Source organism: Kitasatospora aureofaciens, assembly GCF_019192735.1.
Taxonomy (GTDB): domain Bacteria; phylum Actinomycetota; class Actinomycetes; order Streptomycetales; family Streptomycetaceae; genus Kitasatospora; species Kitasatospora aureofaciens_A.
The window spans coordinates 46,139-60,754 of sequence record NZ_JAHTKP010000029.1 but is presented as its reverse complement, the minus strand read 5'-3'; the positions used below and the strand labels follow the sequence as shown (position 1 = coordinate 60,754).

Annotated in this window: 15 protein-coding genes and 1 pseudogene; 8 read left to right on the top strand and 8 right to left on the bottom strand. The window is 73.0% G+C overall.

Features of this window, described 5'->3' with window-relative positions; translation table 11 throughout:
* The first annotated feature begins 66 nt into the window (after window positions 1–66).
* On the top strand, window positions 67–666 hold the full coding sequence (locus KV557_RS25235; RefSeq protein WP_218203764.1) for a hypothetical protein: 600 nt from the start codon (window positions 67–69) through the stop codon (window positions 664–666).
* Window positions 667–778: 112 nt separating this feature from the next.
* On the opposite strand, the gene KV557_RS25230 is transcribed toward KV557_RS25235, so the two are convergent.
* The 3 genes from KV557_RS25230 to KV557_RS25220 form a co-directional block, all read right to left on the bottom strand.
* Window positions 779–1,285, bottom strand: coding sequence for a hypothetical protein (locus KV557_RS25230; protein WP_218203763.1), 507 nt, complete (start codon window positions 1,283–1,285; stop codon window positions 779–781).
* Window positions 1,286–1,419: 134 nt separating this feature from the next.
* Window positions 1,420–2,799, bottom strand: a complete 1,380-nt coding sequence (locus KV557_RS25225; RefSeq protein ID WP_256177921.1) for a sensor histidine kinase — start codon at window positions 2,797–2,799, stop codon at window positions 1,420–1,422.
* 80 nt (window positions 2,800–2,879) lie between these two features.
* Window positions 2,880–3,566, bottom strand: a complete 687-nt coding sequence (locus tag KV557_RS25220) for a response regulator transcription factor (RefSeq protein ID WP_218203762.1) — start codon at window positions 3,564–3,566, stop codon at window positions 2,880–2,882.
* A 62-nt stretch (window positions 3,567–3,628) separates the two neighbouring features.
* Between KV557_RS25220 and KV557_RS25215 the strand changes: the two are divergent.
* Together KV557_RS25215 and KV557_RS25210 are read left to right on the top strand one after the other, a co-directional pair.
* Window positions 3,629–3,854: pseudogene (locus tag KV557_RS25215) on the top strand (glycosyltransferase); the annotation flags it as partial.
* 63 nt (window positions 3,855–3,917) lie between these two features.
* Complete coding sequence (locus KV557_RS25210; RefSeq protein ID WP_218203793.1) at window positions 3,918–4,157, top strand: hypothetical protein; 240 nt, start codon at window positions 3,918–3,920, stop codon at window positions 4,155–4,157.
* Between the two features lie 145 nt (window positions 4,158–4,302).
* Here the strand turns inward: KV557_RS25210 and KV557_RS25205 are convergent, their stop codons facing one another.
* The 4 genes from KV557_RS25205 to KV557_RS25190 all read right to left on the bottom strand — a co-directional run bounded on the left by KV557_RS25205 (window position 4,303) and on the right by KV557_RS25190 (window position 8,041).
* On the bottom strand, window positions 4,303–5,385 hold the full coding sequence (locus KV557_RS25205; protein ID WP_218203761.1) for a BTAD domain-containing putative transcriptional regulator: 1,083 nt from the start codon (window positions 5,383–5,385) through the stop codon (window positions 4,303–4,305).
* Between the two features lie 165 nt (window positions 5,386–5,550).
* Window positions 5,551–6,783, bottom strand: a complete 1,233-nt coding sequence (locus tag KV557_RS25200; RefSeq protein ID WP_218203760.1) for a beta-ketoacyl-[acyl-carrier-protein] synthase family protein — start codon at window positions 6,781–6,783, stop codon at window positions 5,551–5,553.
* Between the two features lie 41 nt (window positions 6,784–6,824).
* A complete protein-coding gene (locus tag KV557_RS25195) occupies window positions 6,825–7,094 on the bottom strand; it encodes an acyl carrier protein (RefSeq protein WP_218203759.1) in 270 nt (89 codons plus the stop codon).
* An 86-nt stretch (window positions 7,095–7,180) separates the two neighbouring features.
* Window positions 7,181–8,041 carry a class I SAM-dependent methyltransferase gene (locus tag KV557_RS25190; protein WP_218203758.1) on the bottom strand — a complete coding sequence of 287 codons (861 nt, stop codon included), beginning with the start codon at window positions 8,039–8,041 and terminating at the stop codon, window positions 7,181–7,183.
* Window positions 8,042–8,297: 256 nt separating this feature from the next.
* On the opposite strand from KV557_RS25190, the gene KV557_RS25185 reads away from it, so the two are divergent.
* Both KV557_RS25185 and KV557_RS25180 read left to right on the top strand, forming a co-directional pair.
* Entirely contained in the window at window positions 8,298–9,734 is a 1,437-nt protein-coding gene (locus tag KV557_RS25185; RefSeq protein WP_218203757.1) for a condensation domain-containing protein, read from the top strand.
* Window positions 9,731–11,158 carry a condensation domain-containing protein gene (locus KV557_RS25180; RefSeq protein WP_256177927.1) on the top strand — a complete coding sequence of 476 codons (1,428 nt, stop codon included), beginning with the start codon at window positions 9,731–9,733 and terminating at the stop codon, window positions 11,156–11,158. The genes KV557_RS25185 and KV557_RS25180 overlap by 4 nt, the downstream gene beginning before the upstream one ends.
* Window positions 11,159–11,243: 85 nt before the next feature.
* On the opposite strand, the gene cynR is transcribed toward KV557_RS25180, so the two are convergent.
* On the bottom strand, window positions 11,244–12,152 hold the full coding sequence (cynR, locus tag KV557_RS25175) for a transcriptional regulator CynR (protein ID WP_256177920.1): 909 nt from the start codon (window positions 12,150–12,152) through the stop codon (window positions 11,244–11,246).
* Between the two features lie 133 nt (window positions 12,153–12,285).
* On the opposite strand from cynR, the gene KV557_RS25170 reads away from it, so the two are divergent.
* The 3 genes from KV557_RS25170 to KV557_RS25160 all read left to right on the top strand — a co-directional run bounded on the left by KV557_RS25170 (window position 12,286) and on the right by KV557_RS25160 (window position 14,259).
* A complete protein-coding gene (locus KV557_RS25170; RefSeq protein ID WP_218203754.1) occupies window positions 12,286–12,900 on the top strand; it encodes a carbonic anhydrase in 615 nt (204 codons plus the stop codon).
* Between the two features lie 57 nt (window positions 12,901–12,957).
* Entirely contained in the window at window positions 12,958–13,428 is a 471-nt protein-coding gene (gene cynS / locus KV557_RS25165) for a cyanase (RefSeq protein ID WP_218203753.1), read from the top strand.
* A gap of 138 nt (window positions 13,429–13,566) precedes the next feature.
* Window positions 13,567–14,259, top strand: a complete 693-nt coding sequence (locus KV557_RS25160) for a hypothetical protein (RefSeq protein WP_218203752.1) — start codon at window positions 13,567–13,569, stop codon at window positions 14,257–14,259.
* Window positions 14,260–14,616: the final 357 nt, after the last annotated feature.

The window sequence follows — 14,616 nt, the reverse complement described above, 5'->3', positions numbered from 1 at the left end:
GGCCCCCCGCCTGCGCGGGGGCCGCCCGCGGATGGTCCGAGGTTTTCCCCGCCCTACGCTGGCGCGATGGGTTTGTGCATAGAGGTGCTGATCGTGGACTGGCCGCGGGTGGAGGCGGTCGCGCCCGGTGACCGGGAAGAGCTGCTGATCGACGCCGCCTTCGACGAGGAGTACGACGACGACCCCGTCGAGCACGGCTGGTCGTGGTCCGAGCGGCCGGGTGAGGACTGGTACGGCAGGTACGCCCTCCGGAACACGATGGACTCGTACAAGGCGCACTTCTATGCCGGTCACCGCTGGGACCACATGCGCGAGTTCGTCGAGCCGGAGGTGCGCGAGGTCCTGGACCGGTTCAACGACGCGCTGTTCTGGCATGCCCTGGAGGAGGTGACCGGGGTCGGCTCGGGGCTCCCGGAGCGGCCGTGCACCTGGGACGTGGGCCTGTTGCTGTGGTGCCCGCCCGACCACGTGCCGGTGATCGCGGGCTGGTGGCGGCAGGTGGCGCCTCGACTGGAGTCCCTGCGCGAGCCGTTCGACCGGCATGCCGCGGAGCCCGACGGATGGATCACGACCTTCGAAGCGTTCGCCGACTTCCTCACCGACTGGGGAGAGGTGGTCACGGAGGCGGAGCGCCGCGGCTGGGGCATCGTCGGCCTGCGCTGCTGACCGTCATGACCGCCACCACGGTTCGGGGTTCGCATCCGCGCCGGGACCCGGACGGCCATGGAGGGTTGGCCGTCCGGGTCCGGGTGTTCGGGGTGTCACGCGCGGCGGGGCGTCACCAGACGCGGTAGACCGCGTCGCGGGCCTGGCCGAGGTACTGCTGGTAGGTGCCCAGGTGCCAGGCCGCCCAGGAGGCCCAGCCGCGGCCGGTGCCGTCGTTGTCGATCGCGTAGGCCTTGCGGGCCGACCAGCCCATGTCCTGCCAGTTCTCGTCGGTCACGACCCCGGCGTCGTGGCCGTGGACCTCGGGGTACCAGTGCTCGTTGATCTGCCAGGCGCCGAGGTCCTTGGTGCCCGGGTCGGGGTCGGTGGGCTGGTTGGTGTGGACGGCCAGGCGGTTGCAGCCGGACTCGGCCATGGCGATCGCCACGGCGTAGATCGCGTCGTCGTTGCGGCCCTCGGCCGACTTGTCCTTGGCGAAGCCGGCCCACTTGGCCTCGCGGGCGCAGGCGTCGATGCCGCTCTGGTCGCCGGCGGCGGAGGCGGTGAAGCTCGTCGAGGTGAGGCTGAGGGCCAGGATGGCGACCGAACCGGCCAGTACGGCACGAGTCTTGCGCAGCACGAGAGTTCTCCCTTCGGCGCCGGCCCGGGGTCGGGCCGGCTGCAGGTCAGGAAGCTATGCGGCGTGTGTCGACGAATCGTCGACGATCGGTATACGCCCGGCCGGCCGGGCCCGCCCGAACCGCGGACCGGGGCTCAGGCGGCCGGCAGCCGCAGGCGGAACAGCGCGCCGCCGCCGGGGGCGGCCTCGGCGGTGAGCGTGGCGCCGTGGGCGTGGGCGATCTGGCGCGCCATGGCGAGCCCGAGGCCGGAGCCGGGCAGGGCCCGAGCGGCCGAGGCCCGGTAGAAGCGGTCGAAGACGTACGGCAGGTCCTCGGGGGCGATGCCGGGGCCGTGGTCGCGGACGGTCAGCTCCAGCCCGGCGGTGAGCCGGACCTCGACGGCGGCGCCCGGCGGGCTGAACTTGGCGGCGTTGTCCAGGAGGTTGGAGACCAGCCGGGCCAGCCGGGCCGGCACGCCGGGGACGGTGCGCTCGCCGGCATCGTTGTCCAGGGTGAAGGTGATCGCCGGCCAGTGGCCGCGCGCGGTGTCCACGCAGTGCTCGACGAGCCGGCCGACCGCGACCTGTTCGAGCAGCGGCTGCGGCTCCTCGTCGCGGGCCAGCTCGATGAGGTCGTTCACCAGGCCGGTCACCTCGCGCAGCTGGCGGCGCAGTGCGGCCGCCGCCCGCTCGCGCTGACTGTCAGTCAACCGATCGGCGCGGGACAGCAGTTCGGCGTTGGTGCGCAGTGCGGTCAGCGGAGTGCGCAGCTCGTGCGAGGCGTCGGCGACGAGTCTGCGCTGGGCGGCCACGGACTGCTCCAGTGCGCCCAGCATGGTGTTGAAGCTGCCGGCCAGCCGGGTCAGTTCGTCCTCCCGGCGCCCGGGCGGCAGCTCGATCCGCAGCCCCGCGTCCCGGGTGGCGGCGATCCGCTCGGCGGTGCGGGTCAGCCGGGCGACCGGGGCGAGGCCGGTGCGGGCCACCGTGAGCCCCAGCGCGGCGGCCAGCAGCACACCCACCGCCGCGACGGCCGCCATCAGCGCGCCGGCCTGCCGCACCCCCTCCTGGACGCTGTCGGCGCGCAGCGCGACCTGGACGGCCTGCCGGGTGCCGGGCGGCGCCGCGATCATCGGCGTCGTGAGCATCCGGGCCGGGTGGCCGCCGATGATGAGGTCGGTGAAGTAGCCGGCCCGCTGCCGGTCCGCGACCTGGCGGGTGGCCGGGGTGACGGGCAGCAGGTACGGCTCGTTCGGCGCCTTGGCGGGGTCGGCGGAGACGATCTGCGCGCAGGCCGGGGCGGCCAGGTAGTTGCACTCGCCGTAGACGACCTGCGGGCCCTGGTCGCGGTGCTGCTGCTGCACCAGGGTGGCCTGCTGGGTGAGGTGCTGGTCCAGCTGGTGGTTGAGCTCGTAGCGGACGATGCTGAACGCGGCCGCGCTGATCCCGAGCGCCACCACGGCGACCGCGGCCGTGCAGGCGAGGGCCAGCCGGGTGCGAAGCGGGCGCCGGCGCCGCCAGCGGGCGTGCGCCCGCAAGCCCGGTTCGTGGGACCTCAGGCCCGGTCCGTGCGTCCGCGCGCCCGGTCCGTGCGCGCTCAGACCCGGCCCCTGCGCGCTCAAGCCCGGTCCAGGCGGTAGCCGACCCCGTGCACGGTGTGCACCAGCCGCGGCTCACCGCCGGCCTCCAACTTGCGGCGCAGGTAACCGACGTACACGGCCAGCGAGTTGGAGTCGGGGCCGAAGTCGGCGCCCCACACCCGCTCCATGATCACCTCGCGCGGGAGCACCTGGCCGGGGTGGCGCAGCAGCACCTCCAGCAGCGTGAACTCGGTGCGCGAGAACTCCACCGGCCGCCCGGCCCGGACCCCGGTCCGGGTGACCGGGTCGACCTCCAGATCGGCGAAGCGGCAGCCCGGCTCCTCGGCCGCCGGGGCGCTGCGCCGCAGCAGGGCGCGCAGCCGGGCGGTCAGCTCGTCCAGTGCGAACGGCTTGACCAGGTAGTCGTCGGCCCCCGCGTCGAGGCCGTCGACGCGGTCGCTCACCGAGTCGCGGGCGGTCAGCACCAGGATCGGGATCCGGTCGCCCAGGGCCCGCAGCCGGCGGCAGACCGCCAGGCCGTCGAGGACGGGCATGAGCAGGTCGAGCACCATCGCGTCGGGCTGCCAGCCGGCCACCTCGCTCAGCGCCGCCAGCCCGTCGGCTGCGCCGCGCACCTCGTAGCCCTCGACGGCCAGACCGTCCTCGACGGCGGCACGCACCTCCGGATCGTCGTCGACGACCAGCACCTTCTGCCCGTTGCTCATGCGGACAACCCTCTCAAAACGACTCTGAGAAGTCTCTTGGACGGCCTCAGCGGGCTCGCGGCATGCGGACCGAACACGAAAGCCCCGACCGGCACGACAGGAACGACGGACCCCCGCCCCTGTCGGTGGTGATCGGCGCCGGCGGCACCGGCGGACACATCTACCCGGGCCTCGCACTCGCCGAGGCGCTGCGCAGGGCCCGTCATCTCCTTCGTGGGCACCGAACGCGGCCTGGAGAGCACCCTCATCCCGCAGGCCGGCCACCGGCTGCACACCGTCGACATGATCCGTTGCTTTGAATCTCAAGGAGTCTCAGCAATCCGGGCCTTTCGGCCGGGAAGGTTCGTAACGGTGTCACCGGAGCGCGAGTTGCCCTCCGACGGCAACGTGACCGCCAGGTACTACAACTACGGGACGTACAACCTCTCCAACCAGTACGGCCGGCACTGGCTGTTCAACAACCAGACCGGCGGCGCCGTCGTGAGGCTGTGCACCGGCTACAACGGCGTGAACTGCGGAGCCCCCTTCGGGCCCGGCTGGTACGCGGTCGACCTCGGCCCCATCAACTCGATCGTTGTCTCGGCCCAGTAGCCCCGCACCGGTCGTGCCACGAATTCGCATCGGCAGCATTCCGCTTCGATGGGGATCGCGGTCGACCCGCGAACAACTCGTGACCGACCGGAAATCCGTCGTCCGTTTTCGCCGTCCCATTGACGGCGAAAACGGACGACGACGATCAGCGCGGGCCGAGGGAGGACTCGTCCCCACGCAGGATCATCCGGTGCGCCCGCTGCAGCACCTGGCCCGGATAGACGCCCAGGTCATCGGCCAGACGGCGGCGGGTGCGGTCGAACACGGACAGTGCGTCGGCCTGCCGGCCGCTCAGGTACAGCGCGTGCATCAGCATCGCGGCGACCGGTTCGTTGAGGGGCTGCGCCTCGGTCAGGGCCGACAACTCGGCGATCGCTTCGGCGTGTTGGCCCTGTTGCAGCTGCCAGCCGAGCTTCCGCTGGACCATGGCGATCCGGCGCTCGGTGAGCCGCAGCCGCTCCAGCTCGGCGAACGGGCCCGGCTGGCCGGCCAGGGGCTCGCCGCGGAACAGGTCCAGCGCCCGGGAGCAGAGGCGGACCGCCTCGGCCGGTTCGCCCGCCCGCTCGGCCGCGCCGGCCGCCGTGAGCAGCTCCTCCATGCGCGCCACGTCCACGGTGACCGCGCCGGGGAGCAGCCGGTAGCCGCTCCGGTCGCGTTCTATCGCCTCGTGCGGGCTGTCTCCCACGCGCAGGATCTTGCGCAGCCGGTAGATGTAGACCGGCACCACCTTCGTGCTCGGCGGCGTCTCGCCCCACACTCCGTCGAGGAGTTCCTGCTGACTGACCGTCCGCCCCGGGCACAGGGCCAGCGCGGTCAGGACGGCTTGCTGGCGCAGATGCCCCAGGTCCAGGGGCCGTCCGTCGTGCCACGCCCGCAGCGGTCCGAGGAGCGAGATCTGCAACCGCGGTCCGGGCGTGCGGCGGGCGGCAGCCGACGGCGCCGGGCTTGTCGCCTGCCCGGTCGCCTGCCCGGTCGCCCGCCTGCGGGGGCCGCGGCCGGGGGCGACCAGGCCGCTGTCGAAGGCGTGGACGATGGCGGCGCTCCGGTCGGGCAGCCCGAGTTTGGCGAGGATCCGTGCGAGGTGTCCGGCCACGACGTCCCGGGGGACGGCGAGGGCGGCGGCGATCTCGTCGTCCCTCAGGCCGCAGCCGACGGCGTAGAGCACCTCGCGTTCCTGCGGCCTGAGCGCGGTGAGGGTCGGCTGAGCGGTGGTTGTGGTGATCGGCATCGTGGCCCCCGGGCACTGGATTGCTCCCTACGGTGGATGCCGTCGATGCTGGTCCCGGCGTCGGACCGAGGACAGGCCAGGGGACCGGTCAGAGCACCGGCCATATCCGGCCGGTGACCACGCCGGGGCGGGTGCGCGCACCGGGATGGCCACCGGTCGGTGCGGTCAGGCGGCGCCGAACACGACCGCCGAGTTCTGGCCGCCGAAGCCGAAGTTCTGCTTGATGGCGACATTGATCGGGGCGGGCCGGCCCACAAGCGGGGTGTAGTCCAGGTCGCAGTCGGGGTCGGGATTGTCCAGGTTCGCGGTGGGCGGCACGTACTTGTCGCGGATGGCGAGCAGCACGCCGACGCTCTCCAGCACCCCGCACGCGCCGCAGGCGTGGCCGATGACCGACTTGGGCGCCGTGATCGCCACGTGCCGCGCGTGCGGGCCGAAGGCGCGCTTGATGGCCGCGGTCTCGGCCCGGTCGTTGAGCGGTGTCGACGTTCCGTGCGCGCTGACCAGGTCCACGGCGGCGGTGTCGAGACCGGCGTCGGCGCAGGCCAGTTCGATCGTCCTGGCCGCCGTCGCGCCGTCCGCCCGGGGGGCCACGGGGTGGTGGGCGTCGCAGGTGGACGCGGCGCCGAGCACCTCGCCGTGCACGGTCGCGCCGCGGCGCAGTGCCGATCGCTCCGACTCCAGCACGAGCACGGCGGCGCCCTCGGCCGGCACCATGCCGTCACGGTCGCGGTCGAACGGCCGGGAGGCGGCCGCCGCCTGCTCCGCCGGCCGCCGCGAGAGCGCGTCCAGCAGGCAGAACGACGCCAGGCACGGCAGGTCCAGCCAGCTCTCCACCCCGCCGACGAGGACCACGTCGGCGATGCCGTCCCGCACCGCGCGCATGCCCGCTCCGATGGCGTCCGTCGAGGATGCGCAGGCGGTCGAGATGGTGAGCACCGGGCCCTGGATGTCCAGTTCCTGGGCGACCAGCCCGGCGGCCTGGTTGGGCAGCAGACGGAGCAGGCCGAGCCGGTCCATCCGCGACCACCCGTTCCGGCGCAGGCCGGTCACGAAGCGCGCCGCTTCGTCGAGCCCACCGCCGCCGGTGCCGACGTACAGGGCCCCCGGTGCCGCGCGCAGTCCCGCGTGCGCCCGCGCCTTCATCGCTGCGGCGAACAGCAGCTGCTGGAAGCGCGAGGTGCGGCGGGCCTGCTGGGCGGACATGTGCTCCCGGGGGTCGAACCCGGTGACCACACCGCCGACCTGGCACGGCAGCGGCTGCTCCAGTTCCAGCGCCGAGATCGCGGGCCGTCCGGCGGACAGGGCGGCCCACAGCTCCTCCGGTGTGGGGCCCGCGCACGACTCGACGCCGATGCCGGTCACCAGGACGCGGTTGCGCGCCCCCGCGGACGTCACAGCCGCGGACGTCGCCCCCGTGGACGTCACAGCCGCGGACGTCACAGCGCCCCCGACACGGCGTCGACCACGTCTCCGACCGTGTGCAGGTCGGAGGTCCTCGTGCTGGTCGCCGCCAGCTCGATCCCGAATTCCTGCTCCAGCGCGACGAGCAGTTCGAGCGCGTCCATCGAATCGAGTTCCAGCGCCGGCCGGTCGGGATCGGTGGCGTAGAAGAGGGCCGATTCGCGGGTGATGGACGCGTGGGATTCGCGCAGGTCCGGCCGGATACGGGTGATCTCCTTGATGACCACGGGCAGCACCTCGGGCATGAAGCATTTCCTTTCGTGAGGTATTTCACGGACGGTCATATCGCGGGCCGGATCAGCGGCCGGATCAGCGGCCGGATCGGGCCGGATCACGGCCGCATCGCGGAGAAGTACACGCAGCGCCGCGTGATCGTGAACGGGCCGCTTTCGTATTGCTGTTCCAGCGCCTCGGTGAGCATTTCCGCAGCGGCGTGCCGGTCGATCCCGGGCAGCGCGGCGGTGGCGAACATCGGGGTCGAGCACAGGGCGGCGAGAAAGCTCGGGCCGAGGGTGAATTCCCGCTCGGTGGTGACGACGCCGGTGAATCCGCCCGCGGCGAGGGCGGTCCGGTAGTCCTCGGCGCTCCTGCGCAGCCCCGAGGGGCGGCCGCCGGCCGACCGGGCGAGCTGGAACCCGCGCATCCGGGCGATGCGGCGGGCCGTGCCGACCAGCTCGGTGTACAGCGGCATGTCGGCCGCGCTCTCCGCGCCCGAGTAGAAGGCCGAGTTGAACACGAGGCGTCCGCCGCCGGCGAGCACGTGCCCGATCGCGGCGAGCGCCTCGCCGAGGTCCGGGACGAGATGGATGCAGTTGGCCAGCACGACGGTGTCGAAGGCCTGCGGCGGGAACAACCGGGAGACGGAGGACGCGTCGCCCACCGCGAAACGGGCCCGGTCGCCCAGGCGGGCCCGTGCCGCGTCGAGCAGGGCCGGATCGGGATCGACGCCGGCCAGGGACATGGCCGGGTCGCGCAGCAGCAGCTGCTCGCTCACGGCCCCGTCCCCGCACCCCACGTCGAGGACGGCCGGCCCGGACCCGACCGGGACCAGGTCGAGCAGTGCCTGGCACAACTCGGCGTACTCCGGGTCGAGACGCAGGGCGGCGTAGTCCGTGGACGGTTTCGCCTCGCCCACGGCCCCGGGGGATTCGGCCCCGGGGGATTCGGATACGGTGCCCTCTCGTTCGTCCATGAATTGACCCTCCGTAAATCGGCGCGGCGCGGAACGAATTGACGGGGGCCGACGCTAGCAGCGCACCGAAGGGGCAACAAGAGAGCTGTTTACCGCACCAACGCCCCCGAACTGCACGACCAGCAGGAACGGCTCTGTTTCATCTTTGCTTCATCGCGACCGGATAGCTTCGGCAGCCTCCACCGAGACGTCAAAAGGGAGCGCAGCATGATGACGATTCGAGGCCGGCTTCGCACGGTATCGGGCCGGTGAGGCAGTGGAATTCACAGAACTGGGCGACCGCACGGTTCCCGCCGGCCGACTGGTGTTCTGGACGCCGACCGCCCGGGCCTCGGCCTGGGCCGACGACCCGCGAGCGCCCGCGCTCGTCCACGAGCACCACGTGCGCTCGGCGGCCGCCCGCGGACCGCAGCAGGTGGACCCGGCGTGGATCGGGGTGTCGTTCGGCGTCGGCCGGATCGGCCGCCACCGGCTCGCTCGCGCCTTCTCGGCCTGGCTGCGCCAACACGAGCATCTGCGCAGCCGGCTGGAGCCGACCCCCGAGCACTGGGTACGCCGCACGCTCCCCGCGAACGCGGTCGCGCTGCGCCAGGAGGAGATCGGCGTCTTCGCCGACGGCGCCCCGGTCCGGCGGCAGATCGAGGCGTTCTTCGACCGCGTCAGCCCGCTGGGCTGGCCGCAGGTGGTCTTCGCGACGGTCGAGGGCGCGGACGGGGTGACGGTGTTCGCGGGGGCGGACCACGGCGTCGTGGACGGCTACACGCTCGCCATGGTCCCCGGCCAGATCCGCGGCCTCCTGGCCGGTGGCGCCGAGGACGTGCCCGGGCCGACCTTCCTGGACTTCGGGGCCGAGGAACCGAACCTGGTCGAGCGGCTGCCGATGCGGCCCGAACATGCGGACCGCTGGCGGACCCTGCTGCGCGGCGAAAGCGGCGGGACCCCCGCCTTCCCCCTGCCGCTGGGCGCCTGCGAGGCGCCGCACACGCAGGTCAGCACCGACCAATGGCTGCTCGACGCACCGGCGGCCGCCAGGTTCGCCGCCGCGTCACGCGCGGGCGGCGGCACGACCGCCGCAGGACTGATGGCCTGCCTCGCGCTCGCCGCGGCGAAGGTCGCGGGCAAGCGGCAGCTGTCCGTCGTGACCCTGGCCAACACCCGGCCCGACCGGTGGCGGGCGGCGCCCGGCTGGTTCGTCGGCCTGCAGCCGGTCCGGATCCCGACGGCCCCCGGGGCCGCCTTCGAGGACACCGTCGCCCTCGCCACCGCCGAACTGCGCCGCCACCGGCCGGGGTTGGGCAGCTCGCCGGCGCACATCGGCCGGCTGCTGCGCCGGGAGATCCGCCCCCGGTTCGTCGTGTCCTATCTCGACGTGCGCCGGGTGGAGGGCACCCCGCCCCAGCAGGAGGACACGATGCTGCGCAGCCGGATCCACAGCCCGGCCGAGGTGTACATGTGGCTGACCAGGAGCGAGCGCGGTGTGCACCTGACGACCCGTTTCCCCGACACGGCCGTGGCGCGCGCGAACGTCGCACGCTTCGTGCAGGCCGCCGAGCAGGCTGCCGCGCAGGCCGCCACCCGCGTCGCGGACGGCCACCGGGTCGACGCCGTGCCAACGCCCGAAGCCCTGCCCGTGCCCGTAACCGTGCCCGCAGCCGGGCGCCCCGAGAAGGAGACGATGCTGCCGTGCGGATGACCCAGATCCTCGACTGGCGGCCCGAGCCGGGCGAAGTGGTCGAGTTCGAGCCGACCAACGACCGGGCACCGGTGCCGCACGACGTGCCCGCCTCGTACTTCCAGCGCGCGCACCTGGAGCTGGCGGCCGCCCGCCGCGCCGCCGGACAACGGCAGTCGCCCTGGGTGGCCCTGGCGTTCGACCTGCCCGGCCGGGCCGATCTCGACGCGCTCACCGACGTGTGGCAGGGGCTGGTGCGCCGGCACGAGGCGTTCCACACCTGGTACGAGCCGCGGACCGGACCGCAGGCCGGACCGCAGACCGATCCGCAGTGCGAGCCGCAGGACGACCCGCAGGCCGAGAACCTGGCCGGATTCCGCATGCCGCCAGCTTCCCTGACGGTGCGTCCGGTGCGCGTGGGCGACTTCACGAGCGCGGGCGACCTGCACGACTACCTGCACCGGCGGATCGACGAGCAGACCGCGGTGAGCTGGCCGAGCCTGCTCGCCGGAGTGATCCGGCGGGACACGAAGTCCACCGTGTACGTCGCGATCGACCACACCTACACCGACGCGCACTCCCTGGCGCTGCTGTTCGACGAGATCCGCACCCGGTACCACGCGGCCTGCGCCGGCGCTCCCGTCGACCTCGCCCCGGCACCCGGCTACCTGGAGTACAACCGCCGCGAGCGGGAACGCTCCCTGGCGCTGACGCCGGGCGCGCCGGAGCTCGCCGCATGGTCGGAGTTCCTGGCCGCGGGCGGCGGCGGTTTCCCCGACTTCCCCGTCGACCTGGGCGCCGACGGCCACACCCTGCTGCCCGGCGCGCGACTGCAGTACCCGGTGCTCACGGGCGCCGAGGCCAGCGCGTTCCGGGCCTACTGCGCCCGGCACGGCGGCGGGTTCGCGGCGGGTGCCTTCGCCGCGCTGGCGCTCGCCCAGTGGGAGTTCACCGGCAACGACGTCTACCGGGTGCTGACGGCCGTGTCGACCAGGGCCTACCCCCGGCTGTTCCACGTGCAGGGCTGGCTGGTCAACGTCGTGCCGCTGCTCTTCCGGCTGCCCGCCCCGCCGACTCTCGCCGGCGCGATCGGCGCCGCGCAGCAGGGCTTCCAGCGCGCCCGTGCAGGATGCGACGTGCCGCTGCACCGGGCGCTCGAACTGGTCCACGACGGCGGGGACGTCTCCGCCATCCCCCCGATGGTCTCCTACCTGGACGGACGCAGCGCCCCGAGCTCCCACGACTACCTGGGTGCGGACGCGACCGTCCTGACCGGCCCCGACGCCGCCAGCGGCGTGTCGATGTGGTTCAACTGGTTCCCCGACCGGGTCGACCTGGCGGTCACCGTGCCGGACACCCCGCAGGCCGCGACGGGTGTGCCGAAGTACCTCGACCGCGTCAGGGAGATCATGCTCACCGCAGCCGGTGCCCACCCGACTCCTTGACCCGCTGCCGGCACCCCCGGCACCCTGACCCCGCCTGGCGTCCGGCGCGCCCCCTCGCGCCGGACGCCTTCTCGCGCCGGACGCGCTAGACCAGGTCATCGGGCGTGGGACCGAAGGTGTGTGCCAGGTGCTGGGCGAGATCGCTGAACGAGCGGGCGGCGGCGCTCTGGTAGGCGGTGTCCCGGCGCAGCAGTGTGGCGGTGCGCGAGGGGAGCGGGGGGTCGACGGGTACGGAGCGCAGGTGGGGCTGTTCGCGGGTGATGGCGTCGGGCAGCACGGTGGCGAGGCCGGTCCGCCGGACGATCGCGACGAGCGCGTTGACGGAGTTGGCCTCGATGGCGACCCGTGGCCGGACCCGGTGCTCGGCGAGGTAGCGGTCGATGTGGTGCCGGGTGGCGAAGTCCGGGCTGAGCAGGGCGAGTTGCTGGTCGCCCAGGTCGCGGACCGGGAGCGGGCCCGGGCTGGTTGCGTAGGGGTGGGCGGAGGCGACGACGAGGCCGAGGTGCTCGGTGAACAGGGCGGTGGCGGTGACGGCCGGCAGGTGCGCCCCGCTGAAGGCGATGCCGAGGTCGAGCTGGTCGGCGGCCAGTTCGGACTCGATGCGGTCCTGGGTCATCTCGCGGACGTCCAGGGTGATCCCGGGGTGGCGCGCGTGGAAGTCCTCGACCAGCGGCCCGATCAGGTAGGCGGTGAAGGTCGGGGTCACGGCCAGGCGCAGGGTGCCGCGCGAGAGGTCCTGGACGTCGCGGACCGCGCGCTCGGCCGCGGCGAGGTCGCGCAGGGCCTGGCGCGCGTAGTGGGTGTAGGCCTGGCCGGCGTCGGTGAGGCGCACGGTGCGCCCGGAGCGGTCGAGGAGCTGCACCTGCAGCGAGCTCTCCAGCTGCCTGATCTGCTGCGAGAGCGTCGGCTGCGAGACGTGCAGGGCCTCGGCGGCGCGGGTGAAGTTGGCGTGCTCGGCCACGGCGAGCAGGTACCGGAGATGGCGCAGTTCCATGGAGCCAACTATAGACATCACCGATAGACACGATGGCTATTGCGTCTTGGACACTATAGGTCCAGGTCATGCATCGTTGAGCTCGTCGGAAGGCGCACAGCCGGACCGAGCAGTCGACGAAGGAGTGACACGCATGAACGAGATGGCGCAGGGCTTCCAGCGGTTCAGCCGGGAGGTGTTCCCCACCCAGGCGGCACTCTTCAAGAAGCTCGCCACCACCCACCAGCCGACCGCGCTGTTCATCGGCTGCTCGGACGCCCGGGTCGTGCCGGAGCTGATCACCCAGACCGATCCGGGCGAGCTGTTCGTCATCCGCACCGCCGGCAACCTCGTGCCCCCGTACACGCAGGGCTCGGACGGCGTCGCGGCGAGCATCGAGTACGCGATCAGCGTCCTCGGGGTCACGGACGTGATCGTCTGCGGGCACTCCGCCTGCGGCGCGATGACCGCCCTCGCCTCCGGCAGCGACCTCACCGGCCTGCCCGCCGTCGCCACCTGGCTGCACCACGCGGACGCCTCCAAGGCCCGCACCGACGCCGGCGAGCACCCGGCCGGCGCGGAGCGGGTCGCCGCCCTGGTGAAGGACAACGTCCTCGCCCAGCTGGCGAACCTCCGGACCCACCCGTCCGTGGCCAAGGCCCTGGTCCAGCACAGGGTGACCCTGCACGGCTGGGTCTACGACATCGGCACCGGCTCCGCCGAGCTGCTCGACACCGAAAGCGGACAGTTCACCGCCCTGGCCGCCTGACCACCGCACCCACTCCCACCACCACACCCCCTCCCACCATCCCGAAAGGCCCATCTCATGGTGCACGCACAGTTCGACCAGACCGCCCGCCAGCAGCTCGCCCTGCGGATCGTCGACGCCAAGACCCGCCAGGACCTCACCTGGCAGGAGCTCGCCGACACCGCCGGCCTCTCCATCGCCTTCGTCACCGCGGCCCTGCTCGGCCAGCACCCGCTGCCCGCCGACTCGGCCAAGGCGGTGGCCGAGCGCCTGGGCCTGGACGAGGACGCCGCCCTGCTGCTCCAGACCATCCCGCTGCGCGGCAGCATCCCCGGCGGCATCCCCACCGACCCGACCGTCTACCGCTTCTACGAGATGCTCCAGGTCTACGGCACCACCCTCAAGGCCCTGGTCCACGAGCAGCTCGGCGACGGCATCATCAGCGCCATCAACTTCAAGCTCGACTTCAAGACCGTCGAGGACCCGGACGGCGGCCACCGTGCCGTGATCACCCTCGACGGCAAGTACCTGCCCACCAAGCCGTTCTGACCACCAGACGGGCCGGGGAACCTCGCCGGTTCCCCGGCCCGCCCAACCCCCTGCCCCCGCTGCCCTCTGCTGCGGCATGAATACCCTTTGCGCCAGAGCCTTCGCCTCGGAGACCCTTGGTGCCATGCGAGCGCGTCCATGCAGCTGAAGTTGCGTCAGTTCCGTCCCCGGATCGGGCCACGGGAGTACCGGGTGGTGCGGCCGTGGCATCCGCTGCGCCACACCGCACTCGCCGACCCGGCCGGCTACGGCTGGCTGATCGGCGACCACGACGGCCTGTCGCGGCTCGCCGCGCTCTTCTCCTTCGCCGCCTACTCCCGGCACACCATCGTGCACGTCCCGCTGCGGGACGGAGTGTCCATGGACGGCGGGTACGAGCAGTACCTGGAGAACTGCGGGGGCCGGGTCGACCTCGTCCTGGTCCACCACTCACTGGGCCTGCGCCCCACCGCCTGGCCCGACCTGCGTCGCCGCCTCGTCCAGGGCGTCCCGCTGACCGTCCGGACCGACGAACGCCGCACCGCCCGCGATGCCGCCGCCTGGAACCGCCAGTGCGAGCATGCCGAGACCCGCGAGTGGCTGCGCCCCGTCAGCCACGCCCGCACTCTCTTCCTGACCGGCAGCCGCGCCCCCTTCGCCGCTGCCTGCGCCGCGTTCGAGTACGCGGCCGGCTGGGGCCCCCGCCAGGCCGGCGTCGTCCACGGCGACCACGTGCTGACCACCAGCATCACCAGCCAGTTCCTGCCCGACCCGGACCTGCGCCGCCCCGAGGTCGACATCTCCTTCAAGGCCCACCCGCCCTACGTCGACTTCCGCCGCCCCCATGGCTGACACCCCCTGGACCGGCAACGGGCCCCGGCAACGCCTGCCACAGCTGTTCGGCCCACGCCCGGCACCGCTCCCCGCCGACCCGGCCGACCCCGACGAGCCTTCTGCCCCCATCGTTCCGGAGCCCGTGGTTCGGACGCTGTGCGAATCACCCGAATCGTGACCTAACGGATCGACGGGCCCGGAACCGGCTGTTCACGGGCCACGTCCCCGCCAGCAGCCGCCGTGCCATAGGGTGCACGCCGCAGCAGGCAGGGACGGGGAGAGCGCCGGGCAATGGACGACCAGACACAGCAGGGCGACAGTCCGGACAGCGACAGACCGGCCGGCGACAGACCGGCCGGCGACAGACCGGCCGGC

What these genes read in the sequence shown, in the direction of transcription:
- KV557_RS25235 (WP_218203764.1), top strand. Translation starts at nt 67, where the DNA reads ATGGGTTTGTGCATAGAGGTGCTGATCGTGGACTGGCCGCGGGTGGAG.
- KV557_RS25220 (WP_218203762.1), bottom strand. Translation starts at nt 3,566, where the DNA reads ATGAGCAACGGGCAGAAGGTGCTGGTCGTCGACGACGATCCGGAGGTG.
- KV557_RS25205 (WP_218203761.1), bottom strand. Translation starts at nt 5,385, where the DNA reads ATGCCGATCACCACAACCACCGCTCAGCCGACCCTCACCGCGCTCAGG.
- KV557_RS25195 (WP_218203759.1), bottom strand. Translation starts at nt 7,094, where the DNA reads ATGCCCGAGGTGCTGCCCGTGGTCATCAAGGAGATCACCCGTATCCGG.
- KV557_RS25190 (WP_218203758.1), bottom strand. Translation starts at nt 8,041, where the DNA reads ATGGACGAACGAGAGGGCACCGTATCCGAATCCCCCGGGGCCGAATCC.
- KV557_RS25180 (WP_256177927.1), top strand. Translation starts at nt 9,731, where the DNA reads ATGACCCAGATCCTCGACTGGCGGCCCGAGCCGGGCGAAGTGGTCGAG.
- cynR (WP_256177920.1), bottom strand. Translation starts at nt 12,152, where the DNA reads ATGGAACTGCGCCATCTCCGGTACCTGCTCGCCGTGGCCGAGCACGCC.
- KV557_RS25170 (WP_218203754.1), top strand. Translation starts at nt 12,286, where the DNA reads ATGAACGAGATGGCGCAGGGCTTCCAGCGGTTCAGCCGGGAGGTGTTC.
- cynS (WP_218203753.1), top strand. Translation starts at nt 12,958, where the DNA reads ATGGTGCACGCACAGTTCGACCAGACCGCCCGCCAGCAGCTCGCCCTG.
- KV557_RS25160 (WP_218203752.1), top strand. Translation starts at nt 13,567, where the DNA reads ATGCAGCTGAAGTTGCGTCAGTTCCGTCCCCGGATCGGGCCACGGGAG.